The organism is Streptomyces sp. NPDC001828 (assembly GCF_042892175.1).
GTDB lineage: Bacteria > Actinomycetota > Actinomycetes > Streptomycetales > Streptomycetaceae > Streptomyces.
Genome location: NZ_JBIATV010000001.1, coordinates 458,033 through 472,003 on the forward strand (window position 1 = coordinate 458,033; position 13,971 = coordinate 472,003).

Here is a 13,971-nt window from a genome sequence, read left to right on the forward strand (position 1 = left end):
CCTGCACGGGGCCCGGGGCCGGTCTCTTAGGGCCCGTCCGCCGGACGGGCCCTAAGCCGGCGGCAGCAGGGGCCCGCAGTCCCACTGCTGGAAGATGAGCCGCGTCTCCACCCGCGCGACCTCGGGGCGCGAGGTGAACTCGTCCAGGACGAGCCGCTGAAGATCGGCGGTGTCCGCGACGGTCACATGCACGAGGTAGTCGTCGGGCCCGGTCAGATGGAACAGCGACCGGGACTCCGGCAGCGCCCTGACTCGCTCCACGAACGGCCCGATCAGATCGCGCCGGTGCGGACGGACCTGCACGGAAAGCAGCGCCTGCAGCCCCCGGCCCAGCTTCGCCGGGTCGACGCGCAGCTGATAGCCCAGGATCACCCCGCTGCGCCGCAGCCGCGCCACGCGGTCCAGGCAGGTGGAGGGCGCCACACCCACCTCGGCCGCGAGATCGCGGTAGGTCGTGCGGGCATCGTTCTGCAGGAGGCGCAGAATGTGGAGATCCACCGGGTCCAGTACGACGGATTCGGCCATGGCCCGAACGTAACACGGGCCACCGCCTCGATAGCCCGGTCACTGTTCACAGTGGTCCCATGGACGCCGACACCACACCCGTGGACGCCAGAGCCGTGGACACCCTCGCCGTGCACGCGGGCCGCGAAGACCTCGCGGGCCTCGGGCTGCACGCCCCGCCGATCGACCTCTCCACCACTTACCCCTCCTACGACAGCAGGGGCGAGGCGGCCAGGATCGACGCCTTCGCCGCCACCGGCGAGGCCCCCGACGGCCCGCCCGTCTACGGCCGCCTCGGCAACCCCACCGTCGCCCGCTTCGAGGCCGCGCTCGCCACCCTGGAGGGCACCGAGGCCGCCGTCGCCTTCGCCAGCGGCATGGCCGCGCTGTCCGCCGTGCTGCTCGCCCAGCACGCCACCGGCCGGCGGCACGTCGTCGCGGTGCGCCCGCTGTACGGATGCAGCGACCACCTGCTGACCGCAGGGCTCCTGGGCACCGAGGTCACCTGGGCCGACCCGGAGGGCGTCGCGGACGCGATCCGTACCGACACCGCCCTGGTCATGGTGGAGAGCCCCGCCAATCCCACCCTCGCCGAGGTGGACCTCGCGGCGCTCGCCGAGGCCTGCGGCCCGGTGCCGCTGCTCGTCGACAACACCTTCGCCACGCCCGTGCTCCAGCGGCCCGTCACCAGCGGCGCCCGGCTCGTGCTGCACAGCGCGACGAAGTACCTCGGCGGCCACGGCGACGTCCTCGGGGGAGTCGTCGCCTGCGACGAGGCCTTCGCCCGCAGGCTGCGCCAGATCCGCTTCGCCACGGGCGGCGTCCTGCACCCGCTCGCCGGCTATCTGCTCCTGCGCGGGCTTTCGACCCTGCCCGTCCGGGTACGGGCCGCGTCCGCGACCGCCGCCGGGCTCGCGGCCCGCCTCGCCGCCGACCCGCGCGTGCTGCGCGTCCACTATCCGACGGTGGGCGGGGCCATGGTGGCCTTCGAGACGCTGGCCGACCCGCACGAGGTGATCGCCCGGGTCCGCCTGATCACCCCGGCCGTCAGCCTCGGCAGCGTCGACACCCTCATCCAGCACCCCGCCTCGATCAGCCACCGCATCGTGCCCGAGGACGACCGGGCCGCCTCCGGCGTCAGCGACCGGCTGCTGCGCATGTCGGTCGGCCTGGAGGACGCCGGGGACCTCTGGCGCGACCTGGACCGGGCACTCGGCGAGTCACTCGCAACTCCCTTGCCGGTCAACGGAGTCAGGACCCTGCACGCAGCCGAGGAGGACCGGTTCGTCGACGCGTGAACGAGACGGGACACGGAAGCGCGAGGCGCCCGCTCGGATGAGGCGCCCCGTCGAGGCGCCCCGTCGAGGCGCCCGCTCGTGAGGCGCCTCTCTCGTGTGAGGCGCCTCTGTCGCGGGGCGCCTCAGCCGGCCGTCCTGTTCCGGCTGAACTCGTCCTTGCCGAAGCCCTCCCAACTGACCTCCAGCTTCGCGCCGTTCAGCTTCGCCGTGCCCTTGACGCGGGTGGTGTTCCCGTCCGGGCACTTCAGCCGCAGCGCCGTCGTACCGGCGGCGCTGCTCGCCGTCCCGTTGCACTGGTGCTCGCCGAGCACCGAGGCGACCTTGCCCTTGATGACGAGCGCGACGGGCTTGCCCTGGGTCACGGCGACCCAGTTGCCGTCGAGACCCCCGGCGCCGGGGGAGCCCGCCGGGGTGCCGGATCCCTTGCCCCGGGCGGGAGTTGAGGCACCGCCCGACCCTGCCGGGGCCTGTCCGGCCGTGCTGCTGCCCGCCGAGGCCTGCCCCGACGCCTGGCTCGACGGCTGAACCGTCGCCTTGTCCGCCGGCTTGTCCGAAGCCTTGTCCGATCCCCCGCTACTGCACCCCGAGGCGGCCAGGACGGCGGCGAGCCCCACAGAGGCGAGGCCGGTGGTACGCAAGAACCTGTGCACTGCTGATCGTCCCCTTGCCACGCGATTTCCGGACGCGTCAAGCTACCAGCCACCCGCCCCGCCCATCGGAACTTCTTCCGTACCTGAACTCTTGACGGGTCAGCCGGGTCCTCCTAACTTCACACCTTGAAGAAAGACGTGAACCCCACGCGTCACGTGTGACGCCCTCGCGCCGTCCACTGTTCGCAACTCCTCCCGTACACCCCCCACTTACTCCGTGCACCCCGCGGTACAGGAGAGACGTATGAGAACTTCCGCATCCCTGGTCCCACCCCGGCCCCCGCGCCGCACCACCCCACTGGTCCCGGTGCTCGCCCTGGGCGCCCTGCTCGCCTCCCTGGTGTCGGCGACCGCCCTCGCCCCCGCCGCACACGCCGCCGACCTGCCCACGGGCTGGGTCACCGTGGCCGCCCGGAACAGCGGCAAGTGCGTGGACGCGGCGGCGGCCGGCACCGCCGACGGCACGGCGGTCCAGCAGTACGTCTGCAACGCGAGCGCCGCGCAGCAGTGGCAGTTCCAGGCGACGGGCGACGGATACGTCCGCGTCGACAACCGCAACGACGCGAGCAAGGCCTGGGACGTCACCGACGTCTCGACCGCGGACTCCGCGCCCGTCCAGCTGTGGACGTACGGCGGCGGCGCCAACCAGCAGTGGCTGCCCGTCCAGGAGGCCGGCGGCACCTACCACTTCGTGAACCGCAACAGCGGCAAGTGCCTCGACGTGCCGAGCGCCTCGACGGCCGACGGCGCCCGGATGCAGCAGTACGCGTGCAACGGAAGTGCGGCGCAGTCCTTCTCCCTGGACGCCGCGAGCGGGCCCCAACCCCCGTCGGGAACACCGGACTTCGGGCCCAACGTCTCCGTCTTCGACCCCTCCATGTCCGCCTCCGCGATCCAGGGCAGGCTCAACCAGGTCTTCGCCCAGCAGGAGAAGAACCAGTTCGGCGCGCAGCGCTACGCCCTGCTGTTCAAGCCCGGCACCTACAGCGCCGACGCCAACGTGGGCTTCTACACCCAGGTCGCCGGACTCGGCCTCTCGCCGGACGACGTCACCATCAACGGCGCCGTGCACGCCGAGGCCGACTGGTTCCAGGGCAACGCCACCCAGAACTTCTGGCGGTCCGCCGAGAACCTCTCGGTCAACCCGGCGGGCGGAAGCGACCGCTGGGCCGTCTCGCAGGCCGCCCCCTACCGCCGTATGCACGTGCGCGGCGACCTCCAGCTCGACGACGGCGGCTGGTCGAGCGGCGGGTTCATCGCCGACTCGAAGATCGACGGTCAGGTGCGCTCGGGCTCCCAGCAGCAGTGGCTCTCGCGCAACACGCAGTGGGGCAGCTGGAACGGCTCCAACTGGAACATGGTGTTCGTCGGCGACGTCAACGCCCCCGCCAACACCTTCCCCAGCCCGCCCTACACCACGGTCGCGCAGTCACCCGTGACCCGTGAGAAGCCGTTCCTGTACGTGGACGGCGCGGGCGCGTACAAGGTGTTCGTGCCCGCCCTGCGGACCAACACCCAGGGCACGACCTGGTCGGGCGGCAACCAGCCCGGCAGCTCGCTCGGGATCGACACCTTCTTCATCGTGAAGCCGGGTGCGACCGCGACCGACATCAACCAGGCACTCGCCCAGGGCAAGAACCTGCTGTTCACACCCGGTGTCTACCACCTCGACCAGACCCTGAACGTGAACCGGGCGGACACCGTCGTGCTCGGCCTCGGCCTCGCCACGCTGGTTCCGGACAACGGCATCACCGCGATGAACGTCGCCGACGTCGACGGCGTGAACCTGGCCGGTCTGCTCATCGACGCGGGCACCACCAACTCCCAGGCCCTGATGCGGATCGGGCAGAGCGGGGCGACCGCCCGGCACGGCGCCGACCCGACCTCGCTGCACGACGTGTTCTTCCGCATCGGCGGCGCCGGAGTCGGCAAGGCGACCCAGAGCCTGGTCGTCAACAGCTCCGACGTCATCGGCGACCACATGTGGCTGTGGCGCGCCGACCACGGCAGCGGAGTCGGCTGGACCAGCAACACCGCCGCCAACGGCCTCGTCGTCAACGGCACCGACGTCACGATGTACGGCCTGTTCGTCGAGCACTACCAACAGCACCAGGTGCTCTGGAACGGCAACGGCGGACGCACCTACTTCTTCCAGAACGAGATGCCCTACGACCCGCCGGACCAGGGCTCCTGGATGAACGGCTCGACCCGCGGCTACGACGCGTACAAGGTGGCGGGCAACGTGACCAGCCACCAGGCGTGGGGGCTCGGCAGCTACTGCTACTTCAGCTCCAACCCCTCGGTCGTGGCCGAGCGGGCCTTCGAGGCGCCCGCCGCCTCCGGAGTCCGCTTCCACGACATGGTGACGGTGTCCCTCGGCGGCACCGGCACCATCAACCACGTCATCAACACCAGCGGAGGCCCCTCCAACTCCGCGAACAATGTGGCCAACCTGGTCTCGGGCCCCTAGCCGGCGGCCCCGGTCAGTCGTCGAGGGTGATCCGGACGGCCACCGTGCCCGTCGCGCCGCGCCGCAGCCGGCTGCCGAGCAGGGTGAGCCGTCCGACCACCCCGTACTTGCGCCGCAACAGCGCCCGGCAGGCCTCGGTGGCCGCCGGGTCGCAGATCACCGCGGTCGCCGGGTGCTGCTCGCCCGTCGGGTTGCCGCGCACGTCGCAGGGGCCGACGAGCACCTCGGGCCGGTTGCGGATGCGCTTGACCTTCCAGGAGTCGGCGACCGTCCAGATCACCAGGGCCTCGCCGTCCCGCACGACCCACACCGGGGTGGCGACGCCGGTGCCGTTCTTCTTGTACGTCGTGACGAGGAGGTACTTGCCGGCGCCGAGCCGGTTCAGCACTTCAGTGGGCATGGCGCCGTCCCTAAGGTCCGCGGAGAAGCTGGAAGGCCCTTTCTAGCAGGTGGGCGCCGACGGCGGTCGAACCCGACGCGGGGGCAGGCCCCGGGGACGGGCCTTGACCGGAAGGCGACTTGACGGATCACGCGCCCGGCCGGAATCAGCACCGGCACGCTGCACGCCCTGCGACCATGGGACGGCAGACCTCTGCCGTGACAGAGGCCACCTCGCGTGACGACAGGAGCGACCGTTGGCGACCAGCTCGGACCACACCCCGCACCCCACCGCCTCCGCCGGCCCCTCACCGCTCAACGGGCTGTTGTACGGACACATCTACTCGGCCGCGGTACGGGCCGTGGCGGTGCACCGCATCGCGGACCGCCTCGCTGAGGGGCCCCGCACCGTCGAGGAGCTCGCCGAGGACTCCGGTCTGCACGCGGACTCGCTGCGGCGCGTGCTGCGACTGCTCGCGATGCACGGCCTGTTCAGCCAGGACGAGAAGGGCGCCTTCGGCCTCACCGACGCGGGACGGCCGCTGCGTACGGACGTCCCCGGATCGCAGCACGCGGCGGCCCTGTTCATCACGGACGAGATGCTCCGCCGCGCCTCCTACGGCATCACCGACGTCCTGCGCACGGGGGAGACCCCGTTCGAAGCCGCCTACGGGCGCCCGTTCTTCGAGCACCTGGCGGCCACGCCCGACGCGCGGGACCTCTTCGACGCCGGGATGGCCTCGCTGTCCGGCCGGGTCGTCGAGCTCGTCGCGGGCAGCTACGCGTTTCCCGACGGCGGAACCGTCGTCGACGTCGGCGGCGGCCGGGGCGGCTTCCTGCACGCGGTGCTGAGCCGTCAACCCGGCCTGAACGGCGTGCTGTTCGACCGCCCCGACACCGTCTCCGAGCACCTCCTCGACACCGAGGAGCTGAGCGGACGCTGGAGCGTGGCGGGCGGCGACTTCTTCGCGGAGGTGCCGTCCGGCGGCGATCTCTATCTGCTCAAGAACATCCTGCACGACTGGGACGACGAGGACTGCCTGCGCATCCTGGGGGCCGTCCGCAGGGCCGCTGCCCCGGGCAAGCGGCTCCTCGTGGTCGACGCGGTGCTGCCCGACAACGGCGATCCGCACCCGGCGGTCGAGCTGGACATGATCATGCTGATGGTCCTGAAGGGCAGGGAGCGCACGGCCGCCGAGTTCGAGAGCCTGCTCACCCAGTCCGGCTTCCGGCTGCGTCGCGTCCTGCCCACCCCGTCGCTGCCGTCGATCATCGAGGCGGAGGCGGTGTGAGGGGACCCGTCCGGCCGGACGCTACAGCCCCGCCGCCACACCCCGGACGTACAGGGCGACGAAGCCGAGCACGGCGAGGATGACCAGCCAGGACGTGAGGCCGGTGTGCCGGCCCCCGCGCGCCGGCCTGCCCGTCCGTCTCGCTCCGGCCTTCCGGGATCTGCCGGACTTCGGCGGACGCGCGGCGCCGGGGGCGGGCCCCGCGGCGGTCTCCGCGAGCAACCTCCGGCAGACCGCGGCGAGTTCACCCCTGCCGACGGCGAGGCTGGCCACCGTCTCGGAGCGGGCCGGGGCGGTGGTGCCGCCGTCCAGGATCCGGCCGGCCCGGATCAGGACCTGGTCCTTGCCGCCGGTGGGGGAGAGGCTGATCCAGCGCTCCACGTGCGAGCCCCGGATGACCACGGTGCCCGACCGCTCGCGGTACAGGGTGTGCTCCCGCCACAACAGCTCGGCCAACTCGCCCGCTGTCTCCCGTAGTTGCGCGCTCACGCTTCCCCCCACACCCCTGGACGATCGAACAAGCATCGCACTCTAGCGGCAGGCGGGGCGCCTCGCGAACCGGCGGAGGATCACCCCGCCGGTTCGACTTCGAGGTAGTGGTGGCGGCGCGGCCCCCGGTACTCGAGCGCCACCCATCCCAGCGCCCGCAGTGTCTCGGCGCACCCGCGCAGCGCCTCGTTCGCCGCGTACTCGGCGCCGCTCCCGGCCGGGCCCGCCCATTCGACGCGGACCGCGCGGGCGCCGTCCGTCGCGCTGACCCGGTAGCCCGTCGCGCACCGCGCGCCGTGCGCGTCGACGGCGGACGCCTCGATGCCCGCCGCCTCCAGGGTGAGGGCGACGGCACGCACCGGCTTCAGCCGCTCCCACTCGGCGGGGCCCGAACCGCCCATGACCCTGCGGATGTTCAGCAGACCGTCGAAGGCGGTGCGCACGGCGGCCGTCCGCCCGGCGCCCCGCAGGACGGGGCCGTCCCCCGTGGCCGCCTCGAACGTCCCGGCCGCCTCGCTCATCCGCCCACCCCCTGAACTCGCCGCAGGATCAACCGGGTTCACCGCCCGCCGGAGACCCGCAGGATCGCGCCGGTGGTGTACGAGGCGTCGCCCGAAAGGAGCCAGGCCACGGCGGCGGCGATCTCGGACGCCCGGCCCGGGCGGCCGAGCGGGATGCTGTCGGCCATCCTGGCCGGGCGCCCGGGGTCGCCCATGGTGGCGTGCATATCGGTGTCGATGAGCCCCGGTGAGACCGCGTTGACCCGGATGCGGTCCGGCCCGAGTTCCTTGGACAGGCCGGTGGTCAGCGCGTCGGTGGCCGCCTTGGACGCCGCGTAGTGGACGTAGTCGCCGGGGCTGCCGAGCGTGGCCGCGGCGGAGGAGATGTTGACGATGGCGCCGCCGCCGGAGGCCGCCATGTCGCGGGCGGCGCGGCGGCAGCAGAGCAGATAGCCGAGGAGGTTCACGTCCAGGACGCGGCGCAGATCCTCGGTACGGGTATCGGCGAGGCGGCCGAGCGGTCCGGTCACCCCGGCGTTGTTGACCAGGCCGGTCACCGGCCCCAGCTCCGTGGCGGCCGTGTCGAACAGCCGCTCCACGTCTGCCTCTTGAGAGGTGTCGGCCCGCACGGTGACACAGCGGGCCCCGGCGGCGCGCACCGCCTCGGCCGCCTCGCGCGCGGCCCCTTCGTTGCTGACGTACCCGAGGACCAGGTCGTGCCCGTCGGCCGCGAGGCGGGCGCAGGTCGCCGCCCCGATACCGCGACTGCCGCCCGTGACGATGGTGATCGGCCGTGCCATGTGCTGCCCCCTGTGCTGGTTCGTGTGTCCCTGCGCGCCACCCCAAGTCCTACCGCACGAGCGGCGGATCGGTGCGGGGCCCCTCGCCTTCGGGGCCGCTCGGACACCATGGGTTCGCGCGCCCGTATGTGGGGAGCGCACACGAGTCCGGGCTAGGAGTGAGCCGCCGCCGCGGCGTCGAGGCCCTCGGTCAGGGTGGCCAGCAGTGTGCGCAGGGTGTGGAAGTCCTCCGGGGGCAGGTTGACGGCCCGCGCGATGTGGTGCGGCACCGCGAGGGCACGCTCCCGCAGGGCCGTCCCCCGCTCCGTGAGGCGGATGGTGACGGACCGCTCGTCCGCCCGGCTGCGGTGCCGCTCGACGAGGCCCGCCGACTCCAGGCGCTTGAGCAGCGGTGACAGCGTGCCCGAGTCGAGCCGCAGCTTCTCGCCGATGCTCTTGACCGGCAGCTCGCCGTGCTCCCAGAGCGTCAGCATCACGAGGTACTGCGGATACGTCAGGCCCAGGTCCTTGAGGAGCGTGCGGTAGACGCCGTTGAAGGCGCGCGAGGCCGCGTGCAGCGAGAAGCAGAGCTGGAGGTCGAGCCGCAGGTAGTCCTCGTCGTGCGGGCGGGCGGGGGGCGTGGTCACCATGCGCCCAGGCTAACACCACGCGATTTAGTTGTGCACAACTTAATTGTGTGCTTCAGTTGGTTCCGGGCAGCCGAGGCTTCCCCGTACGGAACCGCACCGGCTCCGTACGGACGGACACGAGAGGAACCGATCCCATGGACGCGCTCTACACCGCAGTGGCGACCGCCAACGGCCGCGAGGGCCGGACCGTCAGCTCCGACGGTCAGCTCGATCTGCCGCTCGCCTTCCCGCCCGCCCTCGGGGGCAACGGCCAGGGCACCAACCCCGAGCAGCTCTTCGCCGCCGGATACGCGGCCTGCTTCGCCAGCGCCATGGGCTCGGTCGCCCGTCAGCTGAAGCTCGACGTCAAGGACGTCTCGGTGACCGCCGAGGTCGGCATCGGCAAGGACCCGGCCGACGGCGGCTTCGGCATCGGCGTGGTCATGCGCGTCGAGCTGCCCGGACACCTGGAGGGCGAGAGCGGCGAGAAGCTCGTCGAGCTGACCCACGCCGCCTGCCCGTACTCCAAGGCCACCCGCGGCAACATCCCGTTCGAGATCGTCATCGAGTAGCGGGACCGGGGCCGTGGTCAGGCGCGCTTGGCCAGCAGGCCGCGGTACCAGGCGAGCGTGGCGTCGAGCGTGTCGCCCATGGCGATCGGCGCGGTGCGGAACGCGGCCTCGAAGGCGCCCGAGTGCATGATCTGCGGCTCGGTGTGCTGGTAGAACATCTCGGCGTACGCGCCCATGAAGACCTCGTCGAACGGGCCGAACGGACGCGGCTCGTCCAGGGTCACGATCTTCAGCGGCCGGCCCACCCGGTCCTCGATCATCCCCAGCACCTCGCGGGTGGTCAGGGTGGACGCCGTCGGAAGGTGCCAGACGCGGCCGTCGCCGTGGGGGCTCTCGCCGAGCGTGGCGAGGCCCGCCGCCACCGCCCGGATGTCGGTGTAGCTGTGCGGCAGGTCGATGTCGCCCAGGGTCAGCACCTCACCGCCGGTCAGCGCGCCGGGGAAGACGGCGGCGCCGAGCGTCGAGTTGAGCACCCCGGGGCCGACGAAGTCGGCCGACCGGCCGAGCACCACCGAGGCGCGCGCCTCGCGGTGTGCGGCCAGATAGAGGTCGTCGAGCTCGGCGCGCATCCTGCCCTTGAGGGTGGTGGCCCGCCAGGGCGTGTCCTCGGTCATCACCTCACCGTGCGTCTCGCCGTACGGGTAGAGCGTGTCGAGCACGACCAGGCGCGCTCCCTCCGCCTCCACGGCGCCGAGCACCGCCCGCTGGATCCGGGGCATGACGTCGACCTGGAGCTGGTAGGCGACGTTCACGCAGTGGTAGACGACCCCGGCCCCGTGGATGGCGGCGGCGGCCCCCTCGGGCGTCGAGACATCGCCCCGCACGCGGTCGACTCCGGCCGGCGCGGGACCCGTTCCCGACCGGTCGACGAGCCGGACCGGGTGGCCGCGGCGGGCGAGCTCGGTGGCGAGCGCGGTCCCGGCCGGGCCCGAGCCGAGGACCACGTGAAGGTTGCTCTCGGTGTGTGCCATGACGCATCCCCTCCCGGCCGGGGCGTTGCCGCGCCCGGCGGTGTTATGTGCAGTGCCGTTAGTTAGAGACTGTAACGCCAGCTATGGGTGTACGCAATGGCGTGGGATCCAAAGCTTGTGTCGGTCGCGGGAAGGGCACGCGGAAGCGGGCGGTGGCTTTCGCCCACCGCCCGCTGAAAAGACCCGTCCGCCCCGAAGGCGCCTCGGCGCGCTAAGCCGCCGGCGCCCCCGGCGGTGCGGTGCCCTCGCCCGCCGCGGCGAGCCGCTCCGACAGCGGGGCCGCGATGTCCTCAAGGGACTTGCCCTCGGCGTCGATCGCCAGGAAGGCCGCCACCACTCCGGCCGCCGTCATCAGGGCCGCCCCGATGCTGAAGGCGAGCACGGCGTCACCCACCACTCCGCTGGAGGTCAGCGCCGAGAAGACCAGCGGACCCGAGATGCCGCCCGCCGCCGTCCCGATGGCGTAGAAGAAGGCGATCGCCATCGCGCGGGTCTCCATCGGGAAGATCTCGCTCACCGTGAGGTAGGCGGAGCTCGCTCCCGCCGAGGCGAAGAACAGCACCACACACCAACAGGCCGTCATCGTGGCCGAGTTGAGCCAGCCCTGCGCGAAGAACCACGCGGTGACGAAGAGCAGAAGACCCGACAGCACATAGGTCCCGGCGATCATCTTCCGGCGGCCCACGGTGTCGAAGAGCTTCCCGAGCAGCAGCGGACCCAGGAAGTTGCCGAAGGCGATCACCGCGAAGAAGTAACCGGTCGTACCGCTCGGCACGTCGAAGAACTTCACCAGGATCGAGCTGAACCCGAAGGTGATCGCGTTGTAGAGGAACGCCTGGCCGATGAATAGGGAGAACCCGAGCACCGCACGCTTGGGGTAGGACCTGAAGAGCGTACGGGCGATCTCCAGGAAGCCCACGCTCGTGCGCTGCTCGATGGTGATGGAACGGCCCGGCTCGGGAAGCCGCTCGCCGGTCTCCTCCTCCACCGAGTGCTCGACGTCGTCGAGCAGCTTCTCCGCTCCCTCCTCCTTGCCGTGGATGAACATCCACCGCGGGCTCTCCGGCACGTGCCGCCGCACCAGCAGGATCACCAGGCCGAGCACCACGCCCAGCGCGAAGGTGAGGCGCCAGCCGACGTCCTTCGGCAGCAGGTCGGTGTTGAGGGCGAGCACCGAGAGCAGCGCCCCGGCCATCGCGCCGAGCCAGTAGCTCCCGTTGATGATGAGGTCCACCCGGCCGCGGTACTTGCTCGGAATCAGCTCGTCGATGGCCGAGTTGATGGCCGCGTACTCGCCGCCGATGCCGAAGCCGGTGAGGAAGCGGAACAGGAAGAACCACCACGCCGTGAAGGACAGCGCCGTCATCGCGGTCGCGGCGAGGTAGACCGCGAGCGTGACCAGGAACAGCTTCTTGCGCCCGAACCGGTCGGTCAGCCAGCCGAAGAACAGCGCCCCGCAGCAGGCGCCGGCCACATACAGCGCGGCGCCCAGGCCGGTGACCTGGGCGTCCGTGATCGCGAGCCCGCTGCCGTCCTCCGAGAGCCGGCTCGCGATGTTGCCGACGACCGTGACCTCGAGACCGTCCAGGATCCACACGGTGCCGAGGCCGATCACGATCATCCAGTGCCAGCGCGACCAGGGCAGCCGGTCCAGTCTGGCCGGCACGGAAGTGGTGATCGTCCGCGGCCCCGATCCGGGGCCCCGCACCGCACTGCTCATGAATTGCCTCCTGCCGCCGGGAGCCGAAACCGCGCCTGCCGGACGCGTGTACCCGGCGTGCACCGGACATACTCCCCGCAACGCCCCGCGCTCGGCCGCACCCGGCGCACGCGGCGCGCCCCCTCGGGGCCCGCTCTCAGGCGGCGGCCGTGGGGCCCGCCCCCGCGCCCAACTCCAGCGGCGCGAAGTCGAATTCGGCCCAGATCCGGCGCGAGACCTCCTGCGGGTACGGCACGGTGACCGGCTCGGTGGTGAACACCCGGGTCAGCCGTTCGCCGGTGCGGTAGCGCGCCCAGCCGGGTTCGCCGTGCGCCGCGAACGCGGTCCACGCCCGGCCCATCGCGTCCGAGACGGCCCACGCCTCGGCCGGCGGCTCCTCGCCGAGCGCCAGCGTGGCGATCCCGCCGAGCAGGTTGCCGAACACCAGCGGCACGTCCAGGCCGTGGCAGGCGCCGAGCGCCCCGCCGAACGCGGGCGCCGCCCACGCCAGTTCGTAGAGGTAGGAGGTGCCGCCGCCGGCCGTGTGCGCCTCGGCCAGACGCAGGCTCGGCATCCGGAACAGCCAGTCCGACATGACCAGGTCCTGCATCGTGGTCGGGTCCGCGTCCGGGTGGGCCGCGCGATAGGCCGCCGCGCCCCCGCTCCCGGGCGCGAACCGCTCCAGTGCGGTGTCCGCCTCCTCCCGCGTGATCCTCCCCGAACGGCCCGACATCACGGTGAACAGCCGTGCCTCGTCCCGGTTGTGACCCACCATCAGTTCCACTTCGCTGCCCTGCCCGGCCCGCAGCGCCGCCCAGGGCGAACGGGGCAGCACCTCACCGTCGACCACCGGCGAGAACGGCAGATGCGCGTGCGCGATCCGGCCCCAGCGCGCCGCGTGCCGCGTGATCCCGCCGAGCACGGCGTCCGCCGCGTCGCGCAGCGCCTTGGGTGCGACCGGGGCGAGGGCTTCCAGGGTGGCCGGCAGGCCGAGTTCCGCGGCCACGCTCGCGCCGACGTCCGCGGCGAGCGCCGGGGTGAAGACCGAGCCCGGCACGCTCTGCGCCACCGCTCGATGGAACAGGCCCGTGGCCCTGGGCATCGCGAGCAACGCGGCGATCGCGCCGGCGCCCGCCGATTCGCCGAAGACGGTCACCCGGCCCGGGTCGCCGCCGAACGCCGCGATGTTGTCCCGTACCCACTCCAGGGCGGCCACCTGGTCGAGGAGCGCCCGGTTGGGCACCGCGCCCTCGAAGTGGCCGTACCCCTCCGCCCCCACCCGGTGGTTGAACGTCACGACGACCGTGCCCCGGCGGGCCAGCGCCGCCCCGTCATAGGTGGGGCCCTCGGCCGAGCCGACCAGGTAGGCGCCGCCGTAGATCCACACCATGACCGGCAGCCGGGTCGTCGCACCGGGGTCAGGGGACCACACGTTGACCGTCAGCCATTCGTCCGAGTCACTCGTGGTCTCGGGCCCGGAGCCGAATCCGAGCGCGAGCGACTGCGGGGGAGTGGGTCCGAACGAGACCGCCTCACGGACGCCGTCCCACGGCAGGGCCGGCGCGGGAGGGGCCAGGTGCAGGGGGCCGACGGGCGGCTGGGCGAACGGGATGCCGCGGAAGACGGCCAGGCCGTCCACCATCCGTCCGCGAACGGAACCGGCGGTGGTACGGATCTCGGGTGCGCGGGTGGACTCGGGCATGCGATGTCCCTTCTCGGCAGCGGGACTCCACGATACGA

Annotated in this window: 14 protein-coding genes; 4 read left to right on the forward strand and 10 right to left on the reverse strand. The window is 72.3% G+C overall.

The features are described 5' to 3' along the window. Positions 1-51: 51 nt before the first annotated feature. On the reverse strand, positions 52-525 hold the full coding sequence (locus tag ACFYZA_RS02160; RefSeq protein WP_362728097.1) for an Lrp/AsnC family transcriptional regulator: 474 nt from the start codon (positions 523-525) through the stop codon (positions 52-54). 59 nt (positions 526-584) lie between these two features. Between ACFYZA_RS02160 and ACFYZA_RS02165 the strand changes: the two genes are divergently transcribed. Next, complete coding sequence (locus ACFYZA_RS02165) at positions 585-1,802, forward strand: trans-sulfuration enzyme family protein (RefSeq protein WP_388486368.1); 1,218 nt, start codon at positions 585-587, stop codon at positions 1,800-1,802. A gap of 122 nt (positions 1,803-1,924) precedes the next feature. Here the strand turns inward: ACFYZA_RS02165 and ACFYZA_RS02170 are convergent, their stop codons facing one another. Continuing rightward, positions 1,925-2,452: a hypothetical protein gene (locus ACFYZA_RS02170; RefSeq protein WP_388486369.1), complete on the reverse strand. Its 528-nt coding sequence runs from the start codon at positions 2,450-2,452 to the stop codon at positions 1,925-1,927. 244 nt (positions 2,453-2,696) lie between these two features. Between ACFYZA_RS02170 and ACFYZA_RS02175 the strand changes: the two genes are divergently transcribed. After that, positions 2,697-4,922 carry an RICIN domain-containing protein gene (locus ACFYZA_RS02175; RefSeq protein ID WP_388486371.1) on the forward strand — a complete coding sequence of 742 codons (2,226 nt, stop codon included), beginning with the start codon at positions 2,697-2,699 and terminating at the stop codon, positions 4,920-4,922. 13 nt (positions 4,923-4,935) lie between these two features. Here ACFYZA_RS02175 and ACFYZA_RS02180 read toward each other — a convergent pair whose 3' ends face one another. Further along, a complete protein-coding gene (locus tag ACFYZA_RS02180; RefSeq protein ID WP_382584498.1) occupies positions 4,936-5,322 on the reverse strand; it encodes a PPOX class F420-dependent oxidoreductase in 387 nt (128 codons plus the stop codon). Positions 5,323-5,557: 235 nt separating this feature from the next. Here ACFYZA_RS02180 and ACFYZA_RS02185 point away from each other — a divergent pair, with 235 nt between their 5' ends. Next, positions 5,558-6,592: a methyltransferase gene (locus ACFYZA_RS02185; protein ID WP_382584495.1), complete on the forward strand. Its 1,035-nt coding sequence runs from the start codon at positions 5,558-5,560 to the stop codon at positions 6,590-6,592. 21 nt (positions 6,593-6,613) lie between these two features. Here the strand turns inward: ACFYZA_RS02185 and ACFYZA_RS02190 are convergent, their stop codons facing one another. The 4 genes from ACFYZA_RS02190 to ACFYZA_RS02205 form a co-directional block, all read right to left on the reverse strand. After that, a complete protein-coding gene (locus ACFYZA_RS02190) occupies positions 6,614-7,081 on the reverse strand; it encodes a hypothetical protein (RefSeq protein ID WP_388486372.1) in 468 nt (155 codons plus the stop codon). A gap of 80 nt (positions 7,082-7,161) precedes the next feature. Beyond that, positions 7,162-7,602 carry a hypothetical protein gene (locus ACFYZA_RS02195; RefSeq protein WP_382584490.1) on the reverse strand — a complete coding sequence of 147 codons (441 nt, stop codon included), beginning with the start codon at positions 7,600-7,602 and terminating at the stop codon, positions 7,162-7,164. Between the two features lie 38 nt (positions 7,603-7,640). Then, entirely contained in the window at positions 7,641-8,381 is a 741-nt protein-coding gene (locus ACFYZA_RS02200) for an SDR family NAD(P)-dependent oxidoreductase (protein ID WP_382584487.1), read from the reverse strand. A 152-nt stretch (positions 8,382-8,533) separates the two neighbouring features. Continuing rightward, the gene (locus ACFYZA_RS02205; RefSeq protein ID WP_388486373.1) at positions 8,534-9,010 is read right to left on the reverse strand and encodes a MarR family winged helix-turn-helix transcriptional regulator; all 477 of its coding nucleotides are present in this window, start codon (positions 9,008-9,010) and stop codon (positions 8,534-8,536) included. A 134-nt stretch (positions 9,011-9,144) separates the two neighbouring features. On the opposite strand from ACFYZA_RS02205, the gene ACFYZA_RS02210 reads away from it, so the two are divergent. Continuing rightward, positions 9,145-9,561, forward strand: a complete 417-nt coding sequence (locus tag ACFYZA_RS02210) for an organic hydroperoxide resistance protein (protein WP_161245877.1) — start codon at positions 9,145-9,147, stop codon at positions 9,559-9,561. Positions 9,562-9,578: 17 nt separating this feature from the next. Here the strand turns inward: ACFYZA_RS02210 and ACFYZA_RS02215 are convergent, their stop codons facing one another. The 3 genes from ACFYZA_RS02215 to ACFYZA_RS02225 form a co-directional block, all read right to left on the reverse strand. Next, positions 9,579-10,532, reverse strand: a complete 954-nt coding sequence (locus ACFYZA_RS02215; RefSeq protein ID WP_388486374.1) for an NAD-dependent epimerase/dehydratase family protein — start codon at positions 10,530-10,532, stop codon at positions 9,579-9,581. 211 nt (positions 10,533-10,743) lie between these two features. Then, positions 10,744-12,252, reverse strand: coding sequence for an MFS transporter (locus ACFYZA_RS02220; RefSeq protein WP_388486377.1), 1,509 nt, complete (start codon positions 12,250-12,252; stop codon positions 10,744-10,746). Positions 12,253-12,388: 136 nt separating this feature from the next. After that, the gene (locus ACFYZA_RS02225) at positions 12,389-13,933 is read right to left on the reverse strand and encodes a carboxylesterase/lipase family protein (protein ID WP_388486379.1); all 1,545 of its coding nucleotides are present in this window, start codon (positions 13,931-13,933) and stop codon (positions 12,389-12,391) included. Between the last annotated feature and the right edge of the window lie 38 nt (positions 13,934-13,971).

Coding starts and splice junctions, on each gene's coding strand:
- ACFYZA_RS02160 (WP_362728097.1), bottom strand. CDS start 525: ATGGCCGAATCCGTCGTACTGGACCCGGTGGATCTCCACATTCTGCGC.
- ACFYZA_RS02165 (WP_388486368.1), top strand. CDS start 585: ATGGACGCCGACACCACACCCGTGGACGCCAGAGCCGTGGACACCCTC.
- ACFYZA_RS02175 (WP_388486371.1), top strand. CDS start 2,697: ATGAGAACTTCCGCATCCCTGGTCCCACCCCGGCCCCCGCGCCGCACC.
- ACFYZA_RS02180 (WP_382584498.1), bottom strand. CDS start 5,322: ATGCCCACTGAAGTGCTGAACCGGCTCGGCGCCGGCAAGTACCTCCTC.
- ACFYZA_RS02195 (WP_382584490.1), bottom strand. CDS start 7,602: ATGAGCGAGGCGGCCGGGACGTTCGAGGCGGCCACGGGGGACGGCCCC.
- ACFYZA_RS02200 (WP_382584487.1), bottom strand. CDS start 8,381: ATGGCACGGCCGATCACCATCGTCACGGGCGGCAGTCGCGGTATCGGG.
- ACFYZA_RS02205 (WP_388486373.1), bottom strand. CDS start 9,010: ATGGTGACCACGCCCCCCGCCCGCCCGCACGACGAGGACTACCTGCGG.
- ACFYZA_RS02210 (WP_161245877.1), top strand. CDS start 9,145: ATGGACGCGCTCTACACCGCAGTGGCGACCGCCAACGGCCGCGAGGGC.
- ACFYZA_RS02215 (WP_388486374.1), bottom strand. CDS start 10,532: ATGGCACACACCGAGAGCAACCTTCACGTGGTCCTCGGCTCGGGCCCG.
- ACFYZA_RS02220 (WP_388486377.1), bottom strand. CDS start 12,252: ATGAGCAGTGCGGTGCGGGGCCCCGGATCGGGGCCGCGGACGATCACC.
- ACFYZA_RS02225 (WP_388486379.1), bottom strand. CDS start 13,933: ATGCCCGAGTCCACCCGCGCACCCGAGATCCGTACCACCGCCGGTTCC.